Source organism: Methylobacterium variabile, assembly GCF_001043975.1.
GTDB lineage: Bacteria > Pseudomonadota > Alphaproteobacteria > Rhizobiales > Beijerinckiaceae > Methylobacterium > Methylobacterium variabile.
In genome coordinates this window covers 13,009-29,204 of sequence record NZ_LABY01000040.1, presented here as the reverse complement: position 1 = coordinate 29,204, position 16,196 = coordinate 13,009, and the positions used below count along the sequence as shown (strand labels likewise).

The 16,196-nt window shown below is 70.8% G+C and carries 11 protein-coding genes; 1 reads left to right on the top strand and 10 read right to left on the bottom strand.

Annotation, left to right across the window (positions count from 1 at the left end):
- Positions 1-165: 165 nt before the first annotated feature.
- The 10 genes from VQ02_RS06840 to VQ02_RS06795 all read right to left on the bottom strand — a co-directional run bounded on the left by VQ02_RS06840 (position 166) and on the right by VQ02_RS06795 (position 14,761).
- Positions 166-876, bottom strand: a complete 711-nt coding sequence (locus VQ02_RS06840) for a PP2C family protein-serine/threonine phosphatase (RefSeq protein ID WP_053080270.1) — start codon at positions 874-876, stop codon at positions 166-168.
- Positions 873-1,421: a type VI secretion system-associated protein TagF gene (tagF, locus tag VQ02_RS06835; RefSeq protein WP_053080269.1), complete on the bottom strand. Its 549-nt coding sequence runs from the start codon at positions 1,419-1,421 to the stop codon at positions 873-875. Before tagF ends, VQ02_RS06840 begins: the two co-directional genes overlap by 4 nt.
- Entirely contained in the window at positions 1,403-4,903 is a 3,501-nt protein-coding gene (gene tssM / locus VQ02_RS06830; protein ID WP_053080268.1) for a type VI secretion system membrane subunit TssM, read from the bottom strand. The genes tagF and tssM overlap by 19 nt, the downstream gene beginning before the upstream one ends.
- Positions 4,900-6,222 carry a type VI secretion system protein TssL, long form gene (gene tssL, locus VQ02_RS06825; protein ID WP_048443410.1) on the bottom strand — a complete coding sequence of 441 codons (1,323 nt, stop codon included), beginning with the start codon at positions 6,220-6,222 and terminating at the stop codon, positions 4,900-4,902. The genes tssM and tssL overlap by 4 nt, the downstream gene beginning before the upstream one ends.
- Positions 6,223-6,232: 10 nt before the next feature.
- Positions 6,233-7,558: a type VI secretion system baseplate subunit TssK gene (gene tssK / locus VQ02_RS06820; RefSeq protein WP_048443409.1), complete on the bottom strand. Its 1,326-nt coding sequence runs from the start codon at positions 7,556-7,558 to the stop codon at positions 6,233-6,235.
- Positions 7,555-8,940 carry a type VI secretion system-associated FHA domain protein TagH gene (gene tagH / locus VQ02_RS06815; RefSeq protein ID WP_053080267.1) on the bottom strand — a complete coding sequence of 462 codons (1,386 nt, stop codon included), beginning with the start codon at positions 8,938-8,940 and terminating at the stop codon, positions 7,555-7,557. The genes tssK and tagH overlap by 4 nt, the downstream gene beginning before the upstream one ends.
- A gap of 29 nt (positions 8,941-8,969) precedes the next feature.
- A complete protein-coding gene (locus tag VQ02_RS06810; protein ID WP_048443408.1) occupies positions 8,970-9,260 on the bottom strand; it encodes a PAAR domain-containing protein in 291 nt (96 codons plus the stop codon).
- Positions 9,261-9,310: 50 nt separating this feature from the next.
- The gene (locus VQ02_RS06805) at positions 9,311-11,071 is read right to left on the bottom strand and encodes a type VI secretion system Vgr family protein (RefSeq protein ID WP_048443407.1); all 1,761 of its coding nucleotides are present in this window, start codon (positions 11,069-11,071) and stop codon (positions 9,311-9,313) included.
- A 250-nt stretch (positions 11,072-11,321) separates the two neighbouring features.
- Positions 11,322-13,790 carry a DAHL domain-containing protein gene (locus VQ02_RS06800; protein WP_048443406.1) on the bottom strand — a complete coding sequence of 823 codons (2,469 nt, stop codon included), beginning with the start codon at positions 13,788-13,790 and terminating at the stop codon, positions 11,322-11,324.
- Complete coding sequence (locus VQ02_RS06795; protein ID WP_053080266.1) at positions 13,787-14,761, bottom strand: cytochrome-c peroxidase; 975 nt, start codon at positions 14,759-14,761, stop codon at positions 13,787-13,789. The genes VQ02_RS06800 and VQ02_RS06795 overlap by 4 nt, the downstream gene beginning before the upstream one ends.
- Before the next feature lie 649 nt (positions 14,762-15,410).
- Here VQ02_RS06795 and VQ02_RS06790 point away from each other — a divergent pair.
- Entirely contained in the window at positions 15,411-16,142 is a 732-nt protein-coding gene (locus tag VQ02_RS06790) for a response regulator (RefSeq protein ID WP_048443405.1), read from the top strand.
- The last annotated feature ends 54 nt before the right edge of the window (positions 16,143-16,196 follow it).

Below are 16,196 nucleotides of genomic sequence, written 5' to 3'. Positions count from 1 at the left end.
TGGAGCGATCGCCTGTCGGCGCCATCTCACCACTCGGAGCCGCTTGGAGGCGGGTTCGGTGGCGGCTTCCGGATCGCCTTCCGCCGACGCCACAACGGGGCGAGTTCGGACGAACGCAGGCACCTTCCGGCCTGATCCGCCGGGGTTCGCATCGCGGGTGGAAACTCAGACGCGCGCGACCAGCGCGGTGACGTTGTCCCGCACGCCGGCGGCGAGCGCTGCCGCGACGAGGGCGGCGGCCGGCTCGTCCGCGGCCATGGTCGCGCCGATGACCTGCGAGGAGACGGATCTGGGCAGGCCGTCGCTGCACAGGAGGAGGCGGTCGCCGGGCTCGACCGGGGCGGTCACCTTGTCGAGCAGCGCGCCCCCGGTGTTCACGCCGAGCGCCCGGGTAATGATGTGGCCGTCGGAGCGGCGTTCGGCCTGGGCGTCGGTGAGCCGGCCGGCCTTCACCAATTCGCCGACCACGCTGTGGTCCGTGGTCAGCCGGAAGAGTTCGCCCCGCCTCAGCAGGTAGGCCCGGGAATCCCCGACCCAGACGCAGGCGAGGTGGCCGCCGCCGAGCAGCAGCACGACGGCGGTCGTCGCCGGAGGATCCTCCCGGCCCGCCTCCGCGGCGGCGGCGCAGAGGGCATCGTGCACGGAGCCGAGCCGGGTCCGGACCGCGACGAGAACGTCGCCGGGGCTTGCCGTCTGCGGGATCTGTTCGAGCGCCTTCATCGCCTGCGCCGAGGCGAACGCCCCCGAGCCGTGACCGCCGACGCCGTCCGCGACCGCGAACAGGCCGATCTCCGGACGACACAGATAGGCGTCCTCGTTGGTGGCGCGCCGGGTCCCGGGATGGGTGGCGGCCCAGTGCCGCAACGTCTGCGTCACGATCTCACCATCTCCACGAAGGCATCGGCATCCGGCCAGCCGGACGATTCCCGCTCGTCGCCGGCGGCGCGCCACCACCGCGCCCGCGCGCCGTCGCACTGCAGTGCGAAGGCCGCAGCCGCCTCGGGCCGCAGGTCGGATCGCAGTGCTCTGGACAGCTGCTCCGGCGTGACCGTGCCCTCGACCGCTCTCACGGCGAGCGTCTCGGCCGCCGCGAGGAAGCGCTCGGTCGGGGCCGCCGCCTGCGCGGCCAGCAGGAACGGATACGGCCGCCCGATCCGGTCGGCGCTGGCGATCCAGACGCCGCTCAGGCAGGCTTCCCCGCACAGCCCGGCGCCGAGCCAGAACCGCCAGGGCCTGAGCATGCTCCAGGTTTCGGTCCAGCCGCCACTGAGCCGCGCCTGGGCGACGGGGAGGACCGCCTGCATCCAGGCGTCCCAGGCAGCGGCGGCGGTTCGCGGCAAGGTGTCCCGCAGGAAGTCGCCGCGGGCCGGGAGCTTGCCGTAGAACCCGGCCTTGGCCGTCGTCACCGGATCGAGGGGCATCGGAACCCGCGCACCGGGTTGCGGGCGAAGGGGCTTCGGGCCGAGCCCGCCTGCAGGACGTAGGCGGCGCGCCGGCCTCCCGCGGTCACGGTCAGGTCGAAGGTCGTGGGATTGCGCGTCGGGGTCACGCGCGCCCGGTCGAGCAGCCGGAACAGTGACCATGCGCCGCCGACCTGAATGCCGGCGGGCGGCGGATTCGGCTCGTTGGCGGCGAGCGCGAACGCGCCGAAGCCGGCCGCGTCCCGACCGGCCTGATCGTCGAAGGTGAGGGCGGCCGCGCTGAGGCCGCCGCTCGGCCAGGTGAAGGTCGCGGCTTGGTTCGGATCCTTGCTCACGGTGGTGCCGCCGATGGACAGGCTCGCGGCCGGGTCGTTGTCGGAGGCCGGCGCCAGGGAGAAGCTGATCTGCGGCGCGTCCCCGACCGGGAAGTAGGCGGCACGGATCGCCGCAATCTGCTGGAAGGCGGCAGCGGCGGCGGCATCGACCGGCGGGGCGACCCCGCCCAGCCTGCGCGGCAGCCACGTCGCTCCCCGCGTGTCGACGAAGCCTCGGATCTGCTTCTGGAAATAGGTGTCGAACTGGCCGCCGGGCCCGAAGAGCCGCGCGAAATCATCGATCGGCGCGTCGATCCGGGACGCCGGATCGAACGGATAGTGCCCGTCGACGACGCTGCGGCAGAGGGGCAGCGGTCCGTCCGTGGCCGAGTAGGCGTCAGCGGCGGCCGCGCGGGCCGAGGTGCCGAGGACCTGGCCGCCGGAGACCGCGATCTCGCGCAGCCAGTTCGCCAGGGGGGCGGGCTGCCGCTCGGCCTCGGCGGTCAGGAATTGAACCGGGTCGCCGCTCCGTTGGAGGCTGTCCGGCAGCGGTGCGCCACGCCCGGAGGCTGCCGCCAGCATCTGCTGGAGATCGTTGATCAGCCGCAGGATGTTGGCGAGGGGGGACGCCTCTCCCCGGCCGAGGAGGTCGAACAGCGACTTGAAGTGCCGCTCGATGCCGCGGAGGGCCGGCGAGGCGGTCGTCTGGTCCTTCGCTTCGCCCCCGGCCGCGGCGCGCTCCGCCGGCGGGACGGCTCCCGCATCGGCCAGCAGGCTCACCTCCCGGGTGATCGCCGTGAGGAGATCGCGCATCGGCGATTGCGGCGAGGACAGCACGTAGAGGTCCCGGACCGCCGCCTCCTGGCTGCTGAAGCGCACCAGGACGAGGTCCACGAGCAGGGCGTCCCAGCGCGCCGTGAACTCGGCGGCGTAGAGCGCCAGCACGGCCTCCTCCAGGGTCGCGAGCGGCGGCCCCTCGGTCGGTACCTGCTCGGTACGGCCGAGCACCCAGCTCTCCCCGGCCGCGTCCCGCGCCACGCCGGGCAGGTCGCGCTGCAGCGCCTCGCGGTAGCCGCGGATCGTGTAGAGGCCCGGGATCCCCGCGGTGAGCGGCCGGCCCGAGGCGCGGGCGAACAGGCGCCGGCCGTCCGGCCCGAGCGCGGCGGCCGGCGTCCAATCCGGCAGCGCGCGTGCGGCGGGGCCCGACCGCAGGCGACCGTAGATCCGTTCGGCCAGCGAGATGCGGCTGAGGGCGGCGCGGGCCGCCTCGACCAGGGCGCCGTCGAGGGGGATGTCCGGGAGCGGCTCGGCGAGCAGCCTGTCAAGGTGGCGGGCCAGCGACGCGCGCAGCGGCGCGTTCAGGGTTTCCGGAAACCGTGCGTCCCAATCCGCCCGCATCCAGGCACGCACGGCCTCGGGCTCGAGCGGCCCCTGACCACCGAGCATCAGGTAGACCCGCGTGCCGTCGTAGAGCCGTGCCGCGTTGCCGAGATCGGCCCGCATCTGCTGCTCCAGCCGCCAGACGAGGCGCGGCAGCAGGATGCGCTGCAGCGCGTGGCGATAGACCTGCTGGTTCGCCTGGGCGAGCTTGGGCTGCTGCGAGAGCCCCGGCACGACGGGCGCGGCGTCCACTCCCTGCACCAGGCCCGCGGCAGCATCGAGCACGGGGGTCGTCCGGACGAGGTCGTCCCCGGCAACCGGATCGAGCCGCAGTTCGGACAGGAGGCGGCGGTAGGCCGCGAGCGCGTCGTGGGCCTGCGCGACCGCCGCCCGGTTGTCCGCCTCCGCGAGGTGGATGGCGGCTCCGCCGGTCAGGAGCGCGGTCGCGACCGCCGCGAAGCCCGCGATCCGCAGGGCCCGCCGCCGCGGCCAGCGGTCCTGCCGCCGGGTGATCAGCAGCGCCTCACCGAGGAGGACCTCGCGGACGAGGCGGGTCACGAAGTAGCTGCGGCCGCTCACCGGGCGCAAGCCCGGCACACGGGTCTGATCGACGCCGAAGGAGCGGGCCAGCATCCCGGTCAGGCGGTCGATCGGTGTCCCCTGCTGCGTCGCGGAGGTGAAGTAGACGCCGCGCAGGAACGGCGCCGGATCGAGCCGGCTGCCCGAGAAGGCCCGCTTGAGGAAGGCGGCGAGGGGCTGCTCCAGGCTCGCGACCTGCATCGGGAACTGCCCGATCAGCGCGCGGCGTACGCTGGCCCGCTCCGCCTGGAGGCGCTCGACGAGGCGGTCGTCGAGCCGCCGCAGCAGCAGGCGGAATTCGGGCTCGAAGCGCTCCACGCCCGCGTCGAGCGGGAAGGTCATGCCCCAGACCTGGGCGCGGCCGGTCGTGTCGAGATCGTCGAAATAGGCGTCGAAGCCGCGCAGCCGATCGGCTTTGCTCAGCACGACGTAGACGGGGATCCGCAAGCCCAGCCGCTGCGTGATCTCGTCGATGCGCAGCCGAACGGCCCTCGCATGCGCATCCCGCTCCTCCGGCGCGGCGGAGGCGAGGTCCGGCAGGGACAGAACGACCACGACGCCGTTGATCGGCTGACGCGGCCGGGTCCGGCGGATCAGGTCGAGGAAGCCCTGCCAGCCGGCCGCGTCGACGGACGGGGCGGAATCCTGACTCGTGTAGCGGCCAGCGGTGTCGATCAGCACGGCCTCGTCGGCGAACCACCAGTCGCACAGGCGCGTGCCGCCGACGCCCGGCAGGGACGGGCGGCCGCCATCCTCGCCGAGCAGCAGGTGCAGCCCGGAATTCGTCAGCGCGGTGGTCTTGCCCGAGCCGGGCGGTCCGATCAGGACGAACCAGGGCTGGTCGTAGAGATGGCGTCCGCGCCGGCCCTTGCGCCGCAGCTGCGCGAGCGCCTGCTTCATGCGCTCGCGCAGCTGCGTCACCTCCTCGGCGGCCTCAGCCTCGGCCTCCGCCGCCTCGCGGGCGGCCTCGTCGGTCATGCCGGCGGCAAGGGCACTGCGACGGCGATGGTTGCGCCAGGAGATCGCACCGTTCACCGCCAGATAGACGGCGAGCAGGCCGCCGATCGCGGCGAGGCGCGCGGCCGGCGGCTGCAGCGCCGGCACGATCGGGAGCAGGTACCAGATGATCGCGCTGAGGATCGCCCAGCCGGCGAAGCCGCTGCCCCAGCGTCCGGCGAACTGCATCAGCAGCGAAGCGAGCTGGTTCATCGGGAGCGGCTCACCGGTTCCGTCAGGATCTCGATGCGGCGGTTCAGCTGACGTCCCTCCGGCGTCTCGTTGCTGGCGATGGGATCGGCGTCGGCCCGGCCTTCGGAGCGGACGCGGCCGTTCCCGGATGCGCGCGCGATGACAGCCTCCGCCGCCCTGGCCCGGGCGAGCGAGAGTTCGTAGTTCGACGGGAAGGCGACCGTGCGGATCGGCGCGTTGTCGGTGTAGCCGACGATGCGGATCGGCCCGGGCCGCTGCTGCAGCGCCGCCGCGATCCGTTCGAGCACCGGCCCGAAGCGGGGCTGCAGCGTCGCGCTGCCGGAGGCGAACATGCCGCTGCTGCGGATGCGGATGATCGGCGCGGCGGGGGTGCCGGCGAGGCTGACGATGCCCGTGCGGATCTCCGCCTCGAGAAGGCGGGCGAAGTCGCCGCGGTCCTCGGGCGGTGATGGCGCGGGGGGCAGGGGCTTCGGCGCGCCGCCGCGGGCAATGCCCGGCATCGAGGCGGGCGGCGCGGCGAGCGCCTCGTCGAACAGGCGGTCGGAGGCGGCATTGAGGCCGAGCAGGACGTAGGCATAGGCGAGACCGAGCAGACCGAGCACCGCGACGGCGGCCAGCCAGACCGGCAGTTCGGGCCGCAAGGGGCGATAGGGTGCGGAGACGCCCTGCCAATGCGGCGAGAGCGCGGGCTCGGCGGCGCCGCGCTGGCGCAGGATCACCAGGTAGGTCTCCTCCCGGACCCGGTCGAGTTCGGCCTCGCCCCGGGCCGAGACGCGGTAGCGCCCCTGCATGCCGAGCGACATGCACAGGTACATGAGCTCGATCGCCGGCAGGAACTTGCCCGGCGTCTGGCAGAGGCGCGTGAGGAGATCGAAGAAGCGCTCGCCGCTGCGCACCTCCCGATGGAAGGTCGAGACCAGGGAGGCGTTCGCCCAGGCGCCGCGGCTGCCCCAGGGGGTGTTCTGAACGACGTCGTCCAGGCTCGCGCACAGGGCGTAATGGCTCGTGCGCAGGAGCTCGACCGGCACCTTGGCGTCCCGCAGCGCCTGCTCGTAGCGCCGCACCGCGTCGACGGTGCGCTCACGCAGCCGCCCCGGATCGGGGACGGTAGCGACGTTCCGCAGCCGCGCGAGCAGCGACAGGAGGGGCGAGGCGGCGGAGATCACCGGCGAGGCATTGGCCCCGGGCAGATCCGAGAAGCCGATCTCGACCGGATCGGCCGTCTCCGGCGCGGACCGCCCGGGCGCGCGCGATTCCGGCCTGGGCAGAATGGTCGTCAGGTCGTCGTCACCGGGCTCGGCGAAGGGGTTGTTGGTCACGGCCGGCCCCTCACGCGCGGATCGCCCAGAGTTCCATGGTGAGGTTCGGGAAGTCGCCCGAGACGTGGATGGCGAAGCCGCCCGAGTTCTGCATCTGCGGCCAGTGGGGCGAATGACGGTCGAGCTCGAAGTACTGCGCCTCGGGAATGAAGCGCATCTGGCGCGGCGCGACCGGCAGCGCGCGGATCTCGATGCCGGGGATCGCCACGTTGACGAGTTCGCGGATGTGCTCGACGGCGCCGATCTTGGCGGTGCTCGGCAACAGCCGCCGCAGGCTCTCACCCGGCATGTCGGCCTTCGCGACGAGGACGAGCGTGGTGCCGTTGAGAAGCGTGCGGTCGGTGATCGGCCCGACCCGGACGCCGTGGCGGCGCTCCTGCAGCGGGATCGGGATCGCCGTCTGCTCGAGCACCGCCGAGAGCGAGCGGCGGATATCGGCGACCACGGGCGCGAAGCTGCGCTGCAGATCGTCGTGACGGTAGGATTCGTAGCGGCTCGGCCGGCGCCGCGGATCCGTGAAGGTCGCGAGTTCGCCGGCCATCTGCAGCAGCGTGAGGAACAGGGTCTCGGGATGGATGCGGGCCGTGTCCGAGAGGTGCGAGAACATCGTCTGCCAGCCGTTCACGGATTGCAGCAGCAGGAAGTCCGCCACCTCCGCGCTGCTCTTGCCGGCGGCGGCCGTGAGCCGGCCCGCGATCGCCTCGCCGCGCTGGTTGAGCAGGCCGGCGAGTTCGACGAGGAGCGCTGCGAGCGGCGGTGCCGCGACGCAGGTCGACACCGTCGGGATGAAGGCCTCGTCGAGCACCACCCGCTGGTCGGCGGTCACCTCGACGATCCGCGCGGCCGGCAGGCACATGTAGCCCTCCCGGTCGTCAGTCTCGAGCAGGAGGCGCAGGCGCAGACGGCCGACCTGGAGCTGGGCGGCCTCGGTCGCTCCCGAATGGGTGTCAAAGGCCTCGAACTCCTCCGCCTCGTAGCGGCCGGTGCGGCCGTGGCCCGCGACCTCGGAGGCACCCGGCTGGTAGAGGGGGAGGGCCAGGAAGACGAGGACGTCGCGCGCCGTTTCCGGCACGCTCAGCGGCGGCGGCAGCGCCGCCTCGTCCGGCGTCGAGAAGGAGGTGCCGTCGTCGAACACCCCCGCGGCCGCCGCGAGGGCGAAGCGCCCCGTCCCGAGCAGGTCGCGCGAGATCGACAGGGCCGTGAAGCCGTGGGCGGAGGGCCGCGATCCGGCGAGGCTGCGGCGCAGTTCGGCCGCGGTCCATCGATCCTGCTGCTGGAAGTGCTGAGCGCGGAGGAACATGCCCTCCTGCCAGAGAACGCGGTTGTGCCAGGTCACGTCTGCCTCCCGGAACGCTCGCCCCGGTCGAGGGGGTCATCCTCGTCCGCCTCATGGCGCGCTTCCTGCCTGCCCACGGCCGCCAGGGCGATCTCGTAGGCACGGGCGAAGGCCCGGCCGAACACGCTGTCGAAATCGTCGCCGAGCGCCCGGGTCACCGCGGCGTGGCGGGCCGCGTAGGCATCCCAGGCCGCCTGCTTCCTGCGCCCGAGCAGGTCGTCGATGGCGCTTTCGCGGACGCTGCGCATCACGCGCTCGGGCGCGATCTCGGCGAGCAGTTCGCGCACCGCACTCTGCAACGCCGCCGCCGTCGCCAGTTCGTGCAGCCGGATGTCGCGCAGCGCATCGGCGACCGCGGCCTCCGGCCTCATCGCACTCTGCCGGCCGATCCCAAGAAGCGCCGCAAGGGCGTCGTCGTCGTCGGCGGAGAACTTGAGCGGGTTGTTGCCGGCCGGGCGGATCATCGTCTGGCCGATGCGGAACTCGCTCTTGACTGCCGCCCGGGCGATCATGCTCTCGCGCAGCCCGCCCACCATGGCGCGGAAGGCGGCCCCGAGCTGGCGCAGGATCGCGTCCGGGTCCGCGGGCAGTTCGCCCCGGACGCGGGCGCCTGCCAGGAAGGCCGCGAGGCCGGTGTCGCCCGCATGCCCGTCGGGCGCGGCGGACGGCCGGACCGGCACCGGACCGGTAGACGGCGTGTCGTCCTCCGTCCGGTCGACGGGGCGGGGCAGCTCGGACGGGCCCACACCCTCCGGGGCCGCATCATCCTGATCCCAATCCTCCGGTAGCAGATCGAAGCTCGGGCGCGGCGGCGTGAAATGGCTGCCGAGATGGCTCACCTGATCCGGGAACGGGGCCGACGGCTCCGCGATCCGATCGCCGGCATCCATCAGGGCGTCGAGGTCGAGCGGCAGGGCGACGGAGGGGCGGGCGGCCTCCAGCGGATCCTCCTCCGGCGGGAAAGGGTCGCCGGTCAGCCTTTGCGGGTCCGACAGATCGGGCGGCCTCACGAAGCGCGTCGGCGCATCGGCGGGGTCGACGTGCGGGTCGTCGTCCGGGTCGGCGGGCGCGGGCGCCTCGAAGCGGACTTCGATCTCGTAGCTCCCGAGCGTCAGCCGATCGTGGTCCCGCAAGGGATGGGGCAGGCCGCTTTCCAGGCTGGTGCCGTTGAGGAGGGTGCCGTTCGAGCTGCTGTCGGTCACGAGCCATGCGTCGCCGCGCGCCTCGATCCGGCAGTGCTGCTTGGACAGGATCTTGTCCGGATCCGGAAGGATCCAGTCGCAATCGCTGCCGCGCCCGATCGTCAGTTCGCCGCCGGGGACGTCCCGCCGCTCGGCGCCCACCCCGTCGGGACAGCGGGTCATGGCGAGGATCGCGCCCATGCTAACGGTTCCACCGCATCATCACGGCCTCATCCGATGAGGACCGTCGGACAGCCCTGCACGATCGCCCCGCCATGCGCGCAGGGATCGCCGATCCGCGCGGCGGGCTTGCCGCCGATGAGGACCGTCAGAGAGCCCATCCGGATCAGGTCGGTTGGCCCGACGCAGATGGCCGCGTCGCCCGCGCGGGCCGCCGGAAGGCCGCCGATCAGCACCGACTGGCACCCCTGCACGATGGGGCCGCCGACATGCGGGATCGGTCCGGTCGTGGCGGGGCAGACGTGGTTGTCGGTGATTCGCGCTGCGGGCGATCGGGGCAAGGCTCGCCTCCTCCGGGTGTGTCGCGGATCCTCGTGAGCGATCGCCGCGGTCAATTGATCTTGATCAACGGACCGCTGATGACGATGCCGGTTTTGGAGATCTCGATCCGGCTCAGGCCGGATTTCAGGGTGATCGTGCCGAGATCAGCGGTGATGGAGATGTCTCCGCGCTGGCTCTCTATGGTTTCATTGCGGCCGATCGTGACGGTCTCGTCCTGCTTGACGACGACGGTGCGATCACGCTCGACGGTGACCGATTGATCGTTCTCGACCTCGATCGTGTGGTTCTTCTGCGTGTGGAGGTAGACGAGTTCGCGGCCCTTGGCGTCGTCGAACGACAATTCGTTGAAGTCCCGCGTCCCGCCCTTCGGCGTCGAGCGGCTGCGGAAGCCCTGCTTGGTCTGCTCCCGCGGGATGGCGAAGACCGGCTGGTCGTCCTGATGGTAGAAGCAGCCGACCACGACCGGGTTGTCCGGGTCGCCGTTCATGAAGGAGATGCCTACCTCCGTGCCGACGCGTGGCAGGTGCTGCCAGCCCCACCGGTTGCCCGACCAGGCGTGCAGGACGCGCACGAAGATCGACTTGGCGGCGGTCGTGTCCTTCCGATGATCGAAGAGCGGCTGGACCTTGATGCGCGCGAGTTCGTCGGCGTGGATCTCCTGGCCGGCCTCGCCGAGAACGATGGCGGAGAAGATGCCGGTCATGGCCGGACGCGGGATCGTGAGGTCGTCGCGCCACGCCACCGCGTGTTGGAAGCAGACGAACTCGCAGTCGTAGGTCGGAGGCGCGGTGCCGCCGAGCCACGTCTCGTCGCTGGCCCGGTGCGTCACGCCGTGGACCACGAAATCGACGTTCGTCGCCTGGGTCACGGGGTCACTGGCGAGCGTGAAGCGCCGCCCCGCCGACATGCGCGGATCGAAACCGTGTCCGCGGCACAACGCGGCGGCGGCCTCGGCGGCCTCCTGACGAAACCGGGCGCGGTCCTCGGCGACCGCCTTGTCCATCGTCATGGCCGGCCAGCGGTACACGCTCCGCTTGCCAGCGCCGGCGGTCCCGAGCCGCGTCCGCTGCTGACCCTCGACGGGCCGCTGCGGCTTCTCGGGATCGTAATCCTGGATCCGCACGCTGCCCGATGCGGTGGTCTGGCCTTCGCTCCAGTCGTCGATGATGTCGACGTTGTCGCCTTGAAAGATGACCCGGTGCAGCGCACCGTCCTGGGGACGGAAGGTCTGGTTCTTGTTGGCGATCACCAGCGTGTGCTTCGTCTCTTCATGCTCGAAGAAGTAGAAGTAGCCGCTCTCCTGCATGATTCTCTGGACAAATTGGAGATCGGTCTCGTCGAACTGGGTCGTGTAGGGCCGGACGGTGGCGCGGCCGAAGAGCCGGAAATCGACGGCGGAGACATCGTGCTCGCTGAGGACATCCCCGAGGATCTGCTCGGCCGTCTGCTGCTGGAAGATCCGGCAATCGACCGTCTGGTCGAGGAACCAGAGCCGCGGGACCACCTCCAGCCTGTACTCCCAGCGTCCGCGCCGCTCGAGGCCGACGGAGTCGACGCGGCGGACGATGCCGTGGAAGTGGCGATCGGTGCCGTCCTTGCGCCGGACCGTCAGGCCGACCGGCTTGTAGAGCAGCCGGTCGGGATCGATCGACCGCTCGGTCGAGACCGCGGTGATGTCGATCTCATAGGGGGCGCTGATCCGCTCCCGCGCCGTCATCGCGACCGCGTGGAGCGTTCCGGGTTGGAACGGCTGACGCTCGCCGCCGAGGGGCGTGTCGAGCAGCAGCAGCGGCGACAGGCCGCCCGTCACGACCGGCCGGCTCCGCGGGCGGGCCGGAGCCCTGTGATCGCTCCCGAGCTGCGCGGTACGTCGAACACGATGTCGGCAGGAGCCATGAGCAGTCTTCGCTGGCCTTTATCGTTCCTGGAACCCGATGGGACCGCGCGCGGATCAGAATCGTGAGACAAGTTCATCGGGATCATGAGATCGACCCGAGCGATTACGGCATGATTTCCGCAACCGGCCGTCGCGTTACATCAGTAATCCTGGGCCGTCGGGATCACTCGGGTCGCGACCGGGCGGGATGCCGGGACAGACGGCTCGCGATCAGGCCGGCGATCTGGTTCACGCTCAACGGCGCGGAGATGATGTCACGGACATCGCAGGTCTGCGCCTCGACAACGTGATGGATCGCCTCGGTCTCGGCCATCACGAGCACCCGGAAATCCGCTCTGATCGCCGCGAGGGCGCGCGGCAGGTCAAGGCCCGTGCCGGCATCCGCCTCGACGATCGCGATCCCGAAGCGCTCCGGCCTGGAACGGAACGCGGCGAGGGCCCGGGAGCCATCCGAGAAGCCGACCGGCTCGTAACCGAGCGCGGCGATCATCTCCTCGTCGCGCCGCAGGCGATCCGGATCGCGCTCGACGAGGAGGACGGCCTCTCCGCTCCCCCGGACGAGGCCGGAACCGAGGGTCCCTCTCTCGTGCTCGGCGGCGACCGGGAGATAGACCTGCATGCGAGTTCCGCGGCCGGGCGTGCTCGAGACGTCGATCCCTCCCGTCCAGGCCGCGACGATGTCGTGGACGGTTGACAGGCCGAGCCCCGTACCGGCACCGGCGCCTTTCGTGGTGAAGAACGGCTCGAAGATGCGGTCCATCACGCCCGGCGGAATGCCGGAGCCGGTGTCCTCGACGCGCAGACGCGCGTAGCGACCCGGCGATAGTCGCGCGCCCGGCCGGGCTTCGCCGCCGTCGAGATCGACGGTCGCGAGCGAGATCCCGATCTCGCCCTTGCCGCCCATCGCGTGGACGGCATTGGTGCAGAGGTTGAGGACGATCTGCTGGAACTCGGTCACGTCGCCGTCGAGCATGATCCCGGCGTCGATCTCGCGGCGGAACGCGATGGTGTCGGGAACCGACGCGCTCAGCAGGGTCAAAGCCTCGGCCAAGGCGTCGCTGGCATCGAACGGATGCCGGTGGTCGGAGCGCCGACGCCCGAAGGTCAGCACCTTGTCGATCACCGCCTGGGCGCGCGCGCTTCCGACCAGGATCTGCGCGATATGATCCCGGGGCGGTCCATCCTCCGCGAGCTTGTCGCCGGCGAGTTCGGCGTGGCCGCGGATCGCGCCGAGGATGTTGCTGAACTCGTGAACGACGCTGCTCGCGAGCGTTCCCAGCGCTTCCAGGCGCTGGGCCCGCGCCAGCTGCACCTGCAGCTTCTGGCGCTCCTCCTCCTGATGCAGGCGTTCGAGTGCCGAGCGGAAGATGTCGCCGACGAGATTGAGGAGGATCCGATCGTCCAGTTCGATCCGGGCCCTGCCGGCTTTCCGGGTGATCACGAGGTAGCCGGTGAGGTCGCCGGGGCCCTGAAGCGGAAACCGCAGCAGGGCGTTCGGGTGATCGGCGCCCGGGACCACCGAGAACGACTCGTCCTGACCGGCTGGGGCGCTGCCGCGATCGAGCAAGTGTCCGATGTCGCCGGCCGTCAGAGGCTCGACGGTGGCGGGCCAGCAATACGCCGCCTCGACGCGTCCTCCCGCGTCCACGATCAGCATCTGGGCCGTGTCTCCGCCGATCTGGCGGGCGAGGCGCTCCAGGCCGTAGCCGATGCCCTGCGCGGTCCTCTTCCACGGCAGCGAGAGAAGGTGGCGCGAGATGGTCGCTGCCGTCTGCTCCAGCGAGAGGCGCTGCTCAAGCCTCGTGGCGCTGCGCGCGAGCTGGTACAGGAGGCGGATGTTGTAGAGGGCGAGCAGGAGCGCGCTGCCGAACAGCAGAAGCTGCACGTGACCGGCCATGCGCTCCCGCTCCGCATAGGCATCGAGATAGCTGCTGCGCAGGAGCCAGATGGCGTCGTAGAGGTCCGTCCGCTCGATCCGCGCGGTCAGGTCGTCGATTCTCGGGATGAGATCGATAAGCAGGGTTCCGTGCCTGAGCAGCGTCTTCAATCGGTCGCCGTCCTGCCGGTCGACCGGGAGCGAGGCCAGCGCATCGAGGGCAGACCGTGCCTTCGCTTCCGTCTCGCGATCCGGACGGTGCGCGAACGTCGTCAGGGCGATGGCCGAATGAAGCACGCCATTGGCAAGAGGCGCATCCTTCGACGCACTCTCGCCGCTGAGTTCACCCACGACGTAGGAAAAGATCTGGTTCGAGTTCTGGACCAGCGCGCTCGTCGACTTGAATTGCTCGACGAGATCCTCCTTGGCCGCGATGTTCTCCGCGAATTGTTCCAGCGCCCCGACGATCGCGCCCGCATGCGAGCCGAAGGCCATCGGGGCCACGGCGCGCAACTCCGCCGCCCCATCGCGCAAGGTCGCGATCTGGTCGTTCAGGACGTCGTAATTGACGGCGACGCCGACCTGCGCCTGGAGCACCTCGCGCCGCAACCGTGCGTCCGCGAGGAACGAACGCAGGAACACGGCCAGGGTGCGCTGGTGGGCCCCTGAATCGGGCATCAGATCCCGGGTCAGGGTGTAGGCCGCGAACAGCAAAGCCGAACCGAGGACGATCGTGGCGATGCCGTAGGACTTCACCTGGGGGCGCCCGGTCGGAGCTGGTCGAGGGGAACACCCTTGTACTCTCCGGTCAGGGTCCGGAGGAACTTGACGATAGCATCAATGTCGTGACGGCTCAGGTCGCGGCCAAGCTGCATGCGTCCCATGATGTCGACGACCTCGTCCAATCTCGCGACGCGTCCGTCGTGCAGATAGGGGGCTGTCACCGCCACGTTGCGGAGGCTCGGAACACGGAACACGTGACGGTCACGCTCCAGACCGGTGATTGCGAAACGGCCGATATCGGCCCCTCGGAGATCCCGGTTCGCGGTGTCACGCGGGCCCGCGAAGACGCCGAATTTCTGCACGAGGCTTCCGCCGACATTGCGGCCCTGGTGACAGCTCATGCATCCGAGGTCCTGGAACAGGCGATACCCTTGCGCCTCTTCGGCGGTCAGGGCGTCCGCCTGGCCCTCCAGGAAGCGGTCGAACCGGCTGTTCGGCGTGACGAGCGAGCGCTGGAATTCGGCGAGGGCCTGGAGGACCTCGCTCCGCCCCCAGCCTCTGCCGTAGATCGCCCGGAACCGGTCGGAATACCAGGCGTCGGCGTTGAGTGTCGCGAGCACAGCCGTCCAGTCGGCCGCCATGATGTCGGGGGAGCCAAGGATCTCTTCGTTGAACGCCTCGAGCGTCCGGTGCTCCGCGAGCCATCCGAACCTGTAGTTCAGCGCGGCATTGAAGATGCTCGGCGTGTCGAACCCCCTGTGCGGTCCGGCGGAGGACGGGGGGATCGATGGATTCACCCCGCCCTGGGCCAAGTCGTGACAGGTGCTACAGGCCCGGCGGCCGTCGGCGGAGAGCCTCGCGTCGTGGAACAGCCGCTCGCCGAGGGCGGCCTTGTCGGGATCCGTCGCGATCGGGGCGGCCGGCACCATCGGTGGTGCGTCGCTCAGGGCCCAGCTCAGATGCGGCGCGCAGGCAAGCGCCAGCAGCGTCGCCGGAAGGATCACGGCCGGCAGGATCGAGGCCGGTCTCCGCGGGCCTCCGCCCGCTCGGCCGGAACGGAATAACCGACGGCCATCAGCCGATGTCGACCAGAATGCCGAAAGCATGGATCACCCTGTCCGCAGCCCGGGGAGCCGATGGTTAGTATCATCCCTGTCCCGACGGAGGAGCCTTCCCGAACAATTTCGCATCGTCTCCGCTCTCACGGATCACGCGACCGGCACGCCCGTTGCGACGCCACACCGGCCAGCCCTCCGCCGCCAGCGCAAGCTGGCTTTGTGGCATCTGTCCTTCCTGCTACCCTTGACTGCCACAATGCGGTAGCCTTCCGGGCTGCCGCGAGTCCAACAGGCGGGTTGGGCGGGTAGGGCCCTGCCGGTGGCCCGGGATCCTCAGGCGCAGTCACGGCGGTCCGAGGCGACAGCGCTCGCCCAAGGCTCGGAATGGGAACAGCTCGACGGAGACCTACCCTTCGACACATCGCAACGAGGATCAGCCGATGGGCGCCACCCCGTCGGGGGTGAGCCACGCGGCCCATCGGGCCTGCACGACGGTCGGTGGTCGGGCGGTCGGCGCCCGACTACCCGCGCGGGCCATGCAACGGCGTCGTGGGATGGGGACCGGCGGAAAGCGGGTCAGGATCGAGGAAAGATCATGAGCGGCGAGTCAATCCGGATTCTTCTCGTCGATGATGATCCGGGCATGCAGCGCATCGTCTCGGAGCATTTCGCCGACCACGGCGTCTCGGTCGTGGCGGCGGCGAGCCGCGCGGAGGCGACGGCCCACCTCGCCGAACCGTCCTTCGATCTGGTCGTGCTGGACTTGCGTCTCGGCTCCGAGAACGGCCTGGACCTGCTGCGCGACCTGCGCACCACGAGCGACATTCCGGTCATCATCACAACCGGCCACCGCCGCGACGAGATCGACCGCGTCGTGGGCCTCGAACTCGGGGCCGACGACTATCTGATCAAGCCGTTCGGCCTGCGCGAACTCCTCGCCCGGGTGCGCGTCGTCCTGCGCCGGGCCGAGCTGTCTTCCTCCGCGCCCGGCCGCACCAAGGAAGCCCGCCTGAGCCGCTTCGACGGCTGGATTCTCGACCGCCGCCGCCGCCGCCTGACCAACCCGGAGGGCGAGGAGGTCACCCTCAGCAAGGGTGAGTACGCCCTGTTGACGGCCTTCCTCGACGCGCCGCAACGCCCCTTGAGCCGGGAGCAGCTCCTGCAGGCGACGCGCGTTCACGAAGACATCTTCGATCGCAGCATCGACGTGCAGATCCTGCGCCTGAGGCGCAAGCTGGAAGCCGATCCGAGCGAGCCGCGCATGATCGTGACCGAGCGCGGCATCGGCTACGTCTTCGCCATCCCGGTGGAGAATCTCAGCCGGTGAATGCCGCGGCGGCTCCCTCCGCCGGCTGATCGCCGACGCGCCGGGGTGCTTGGC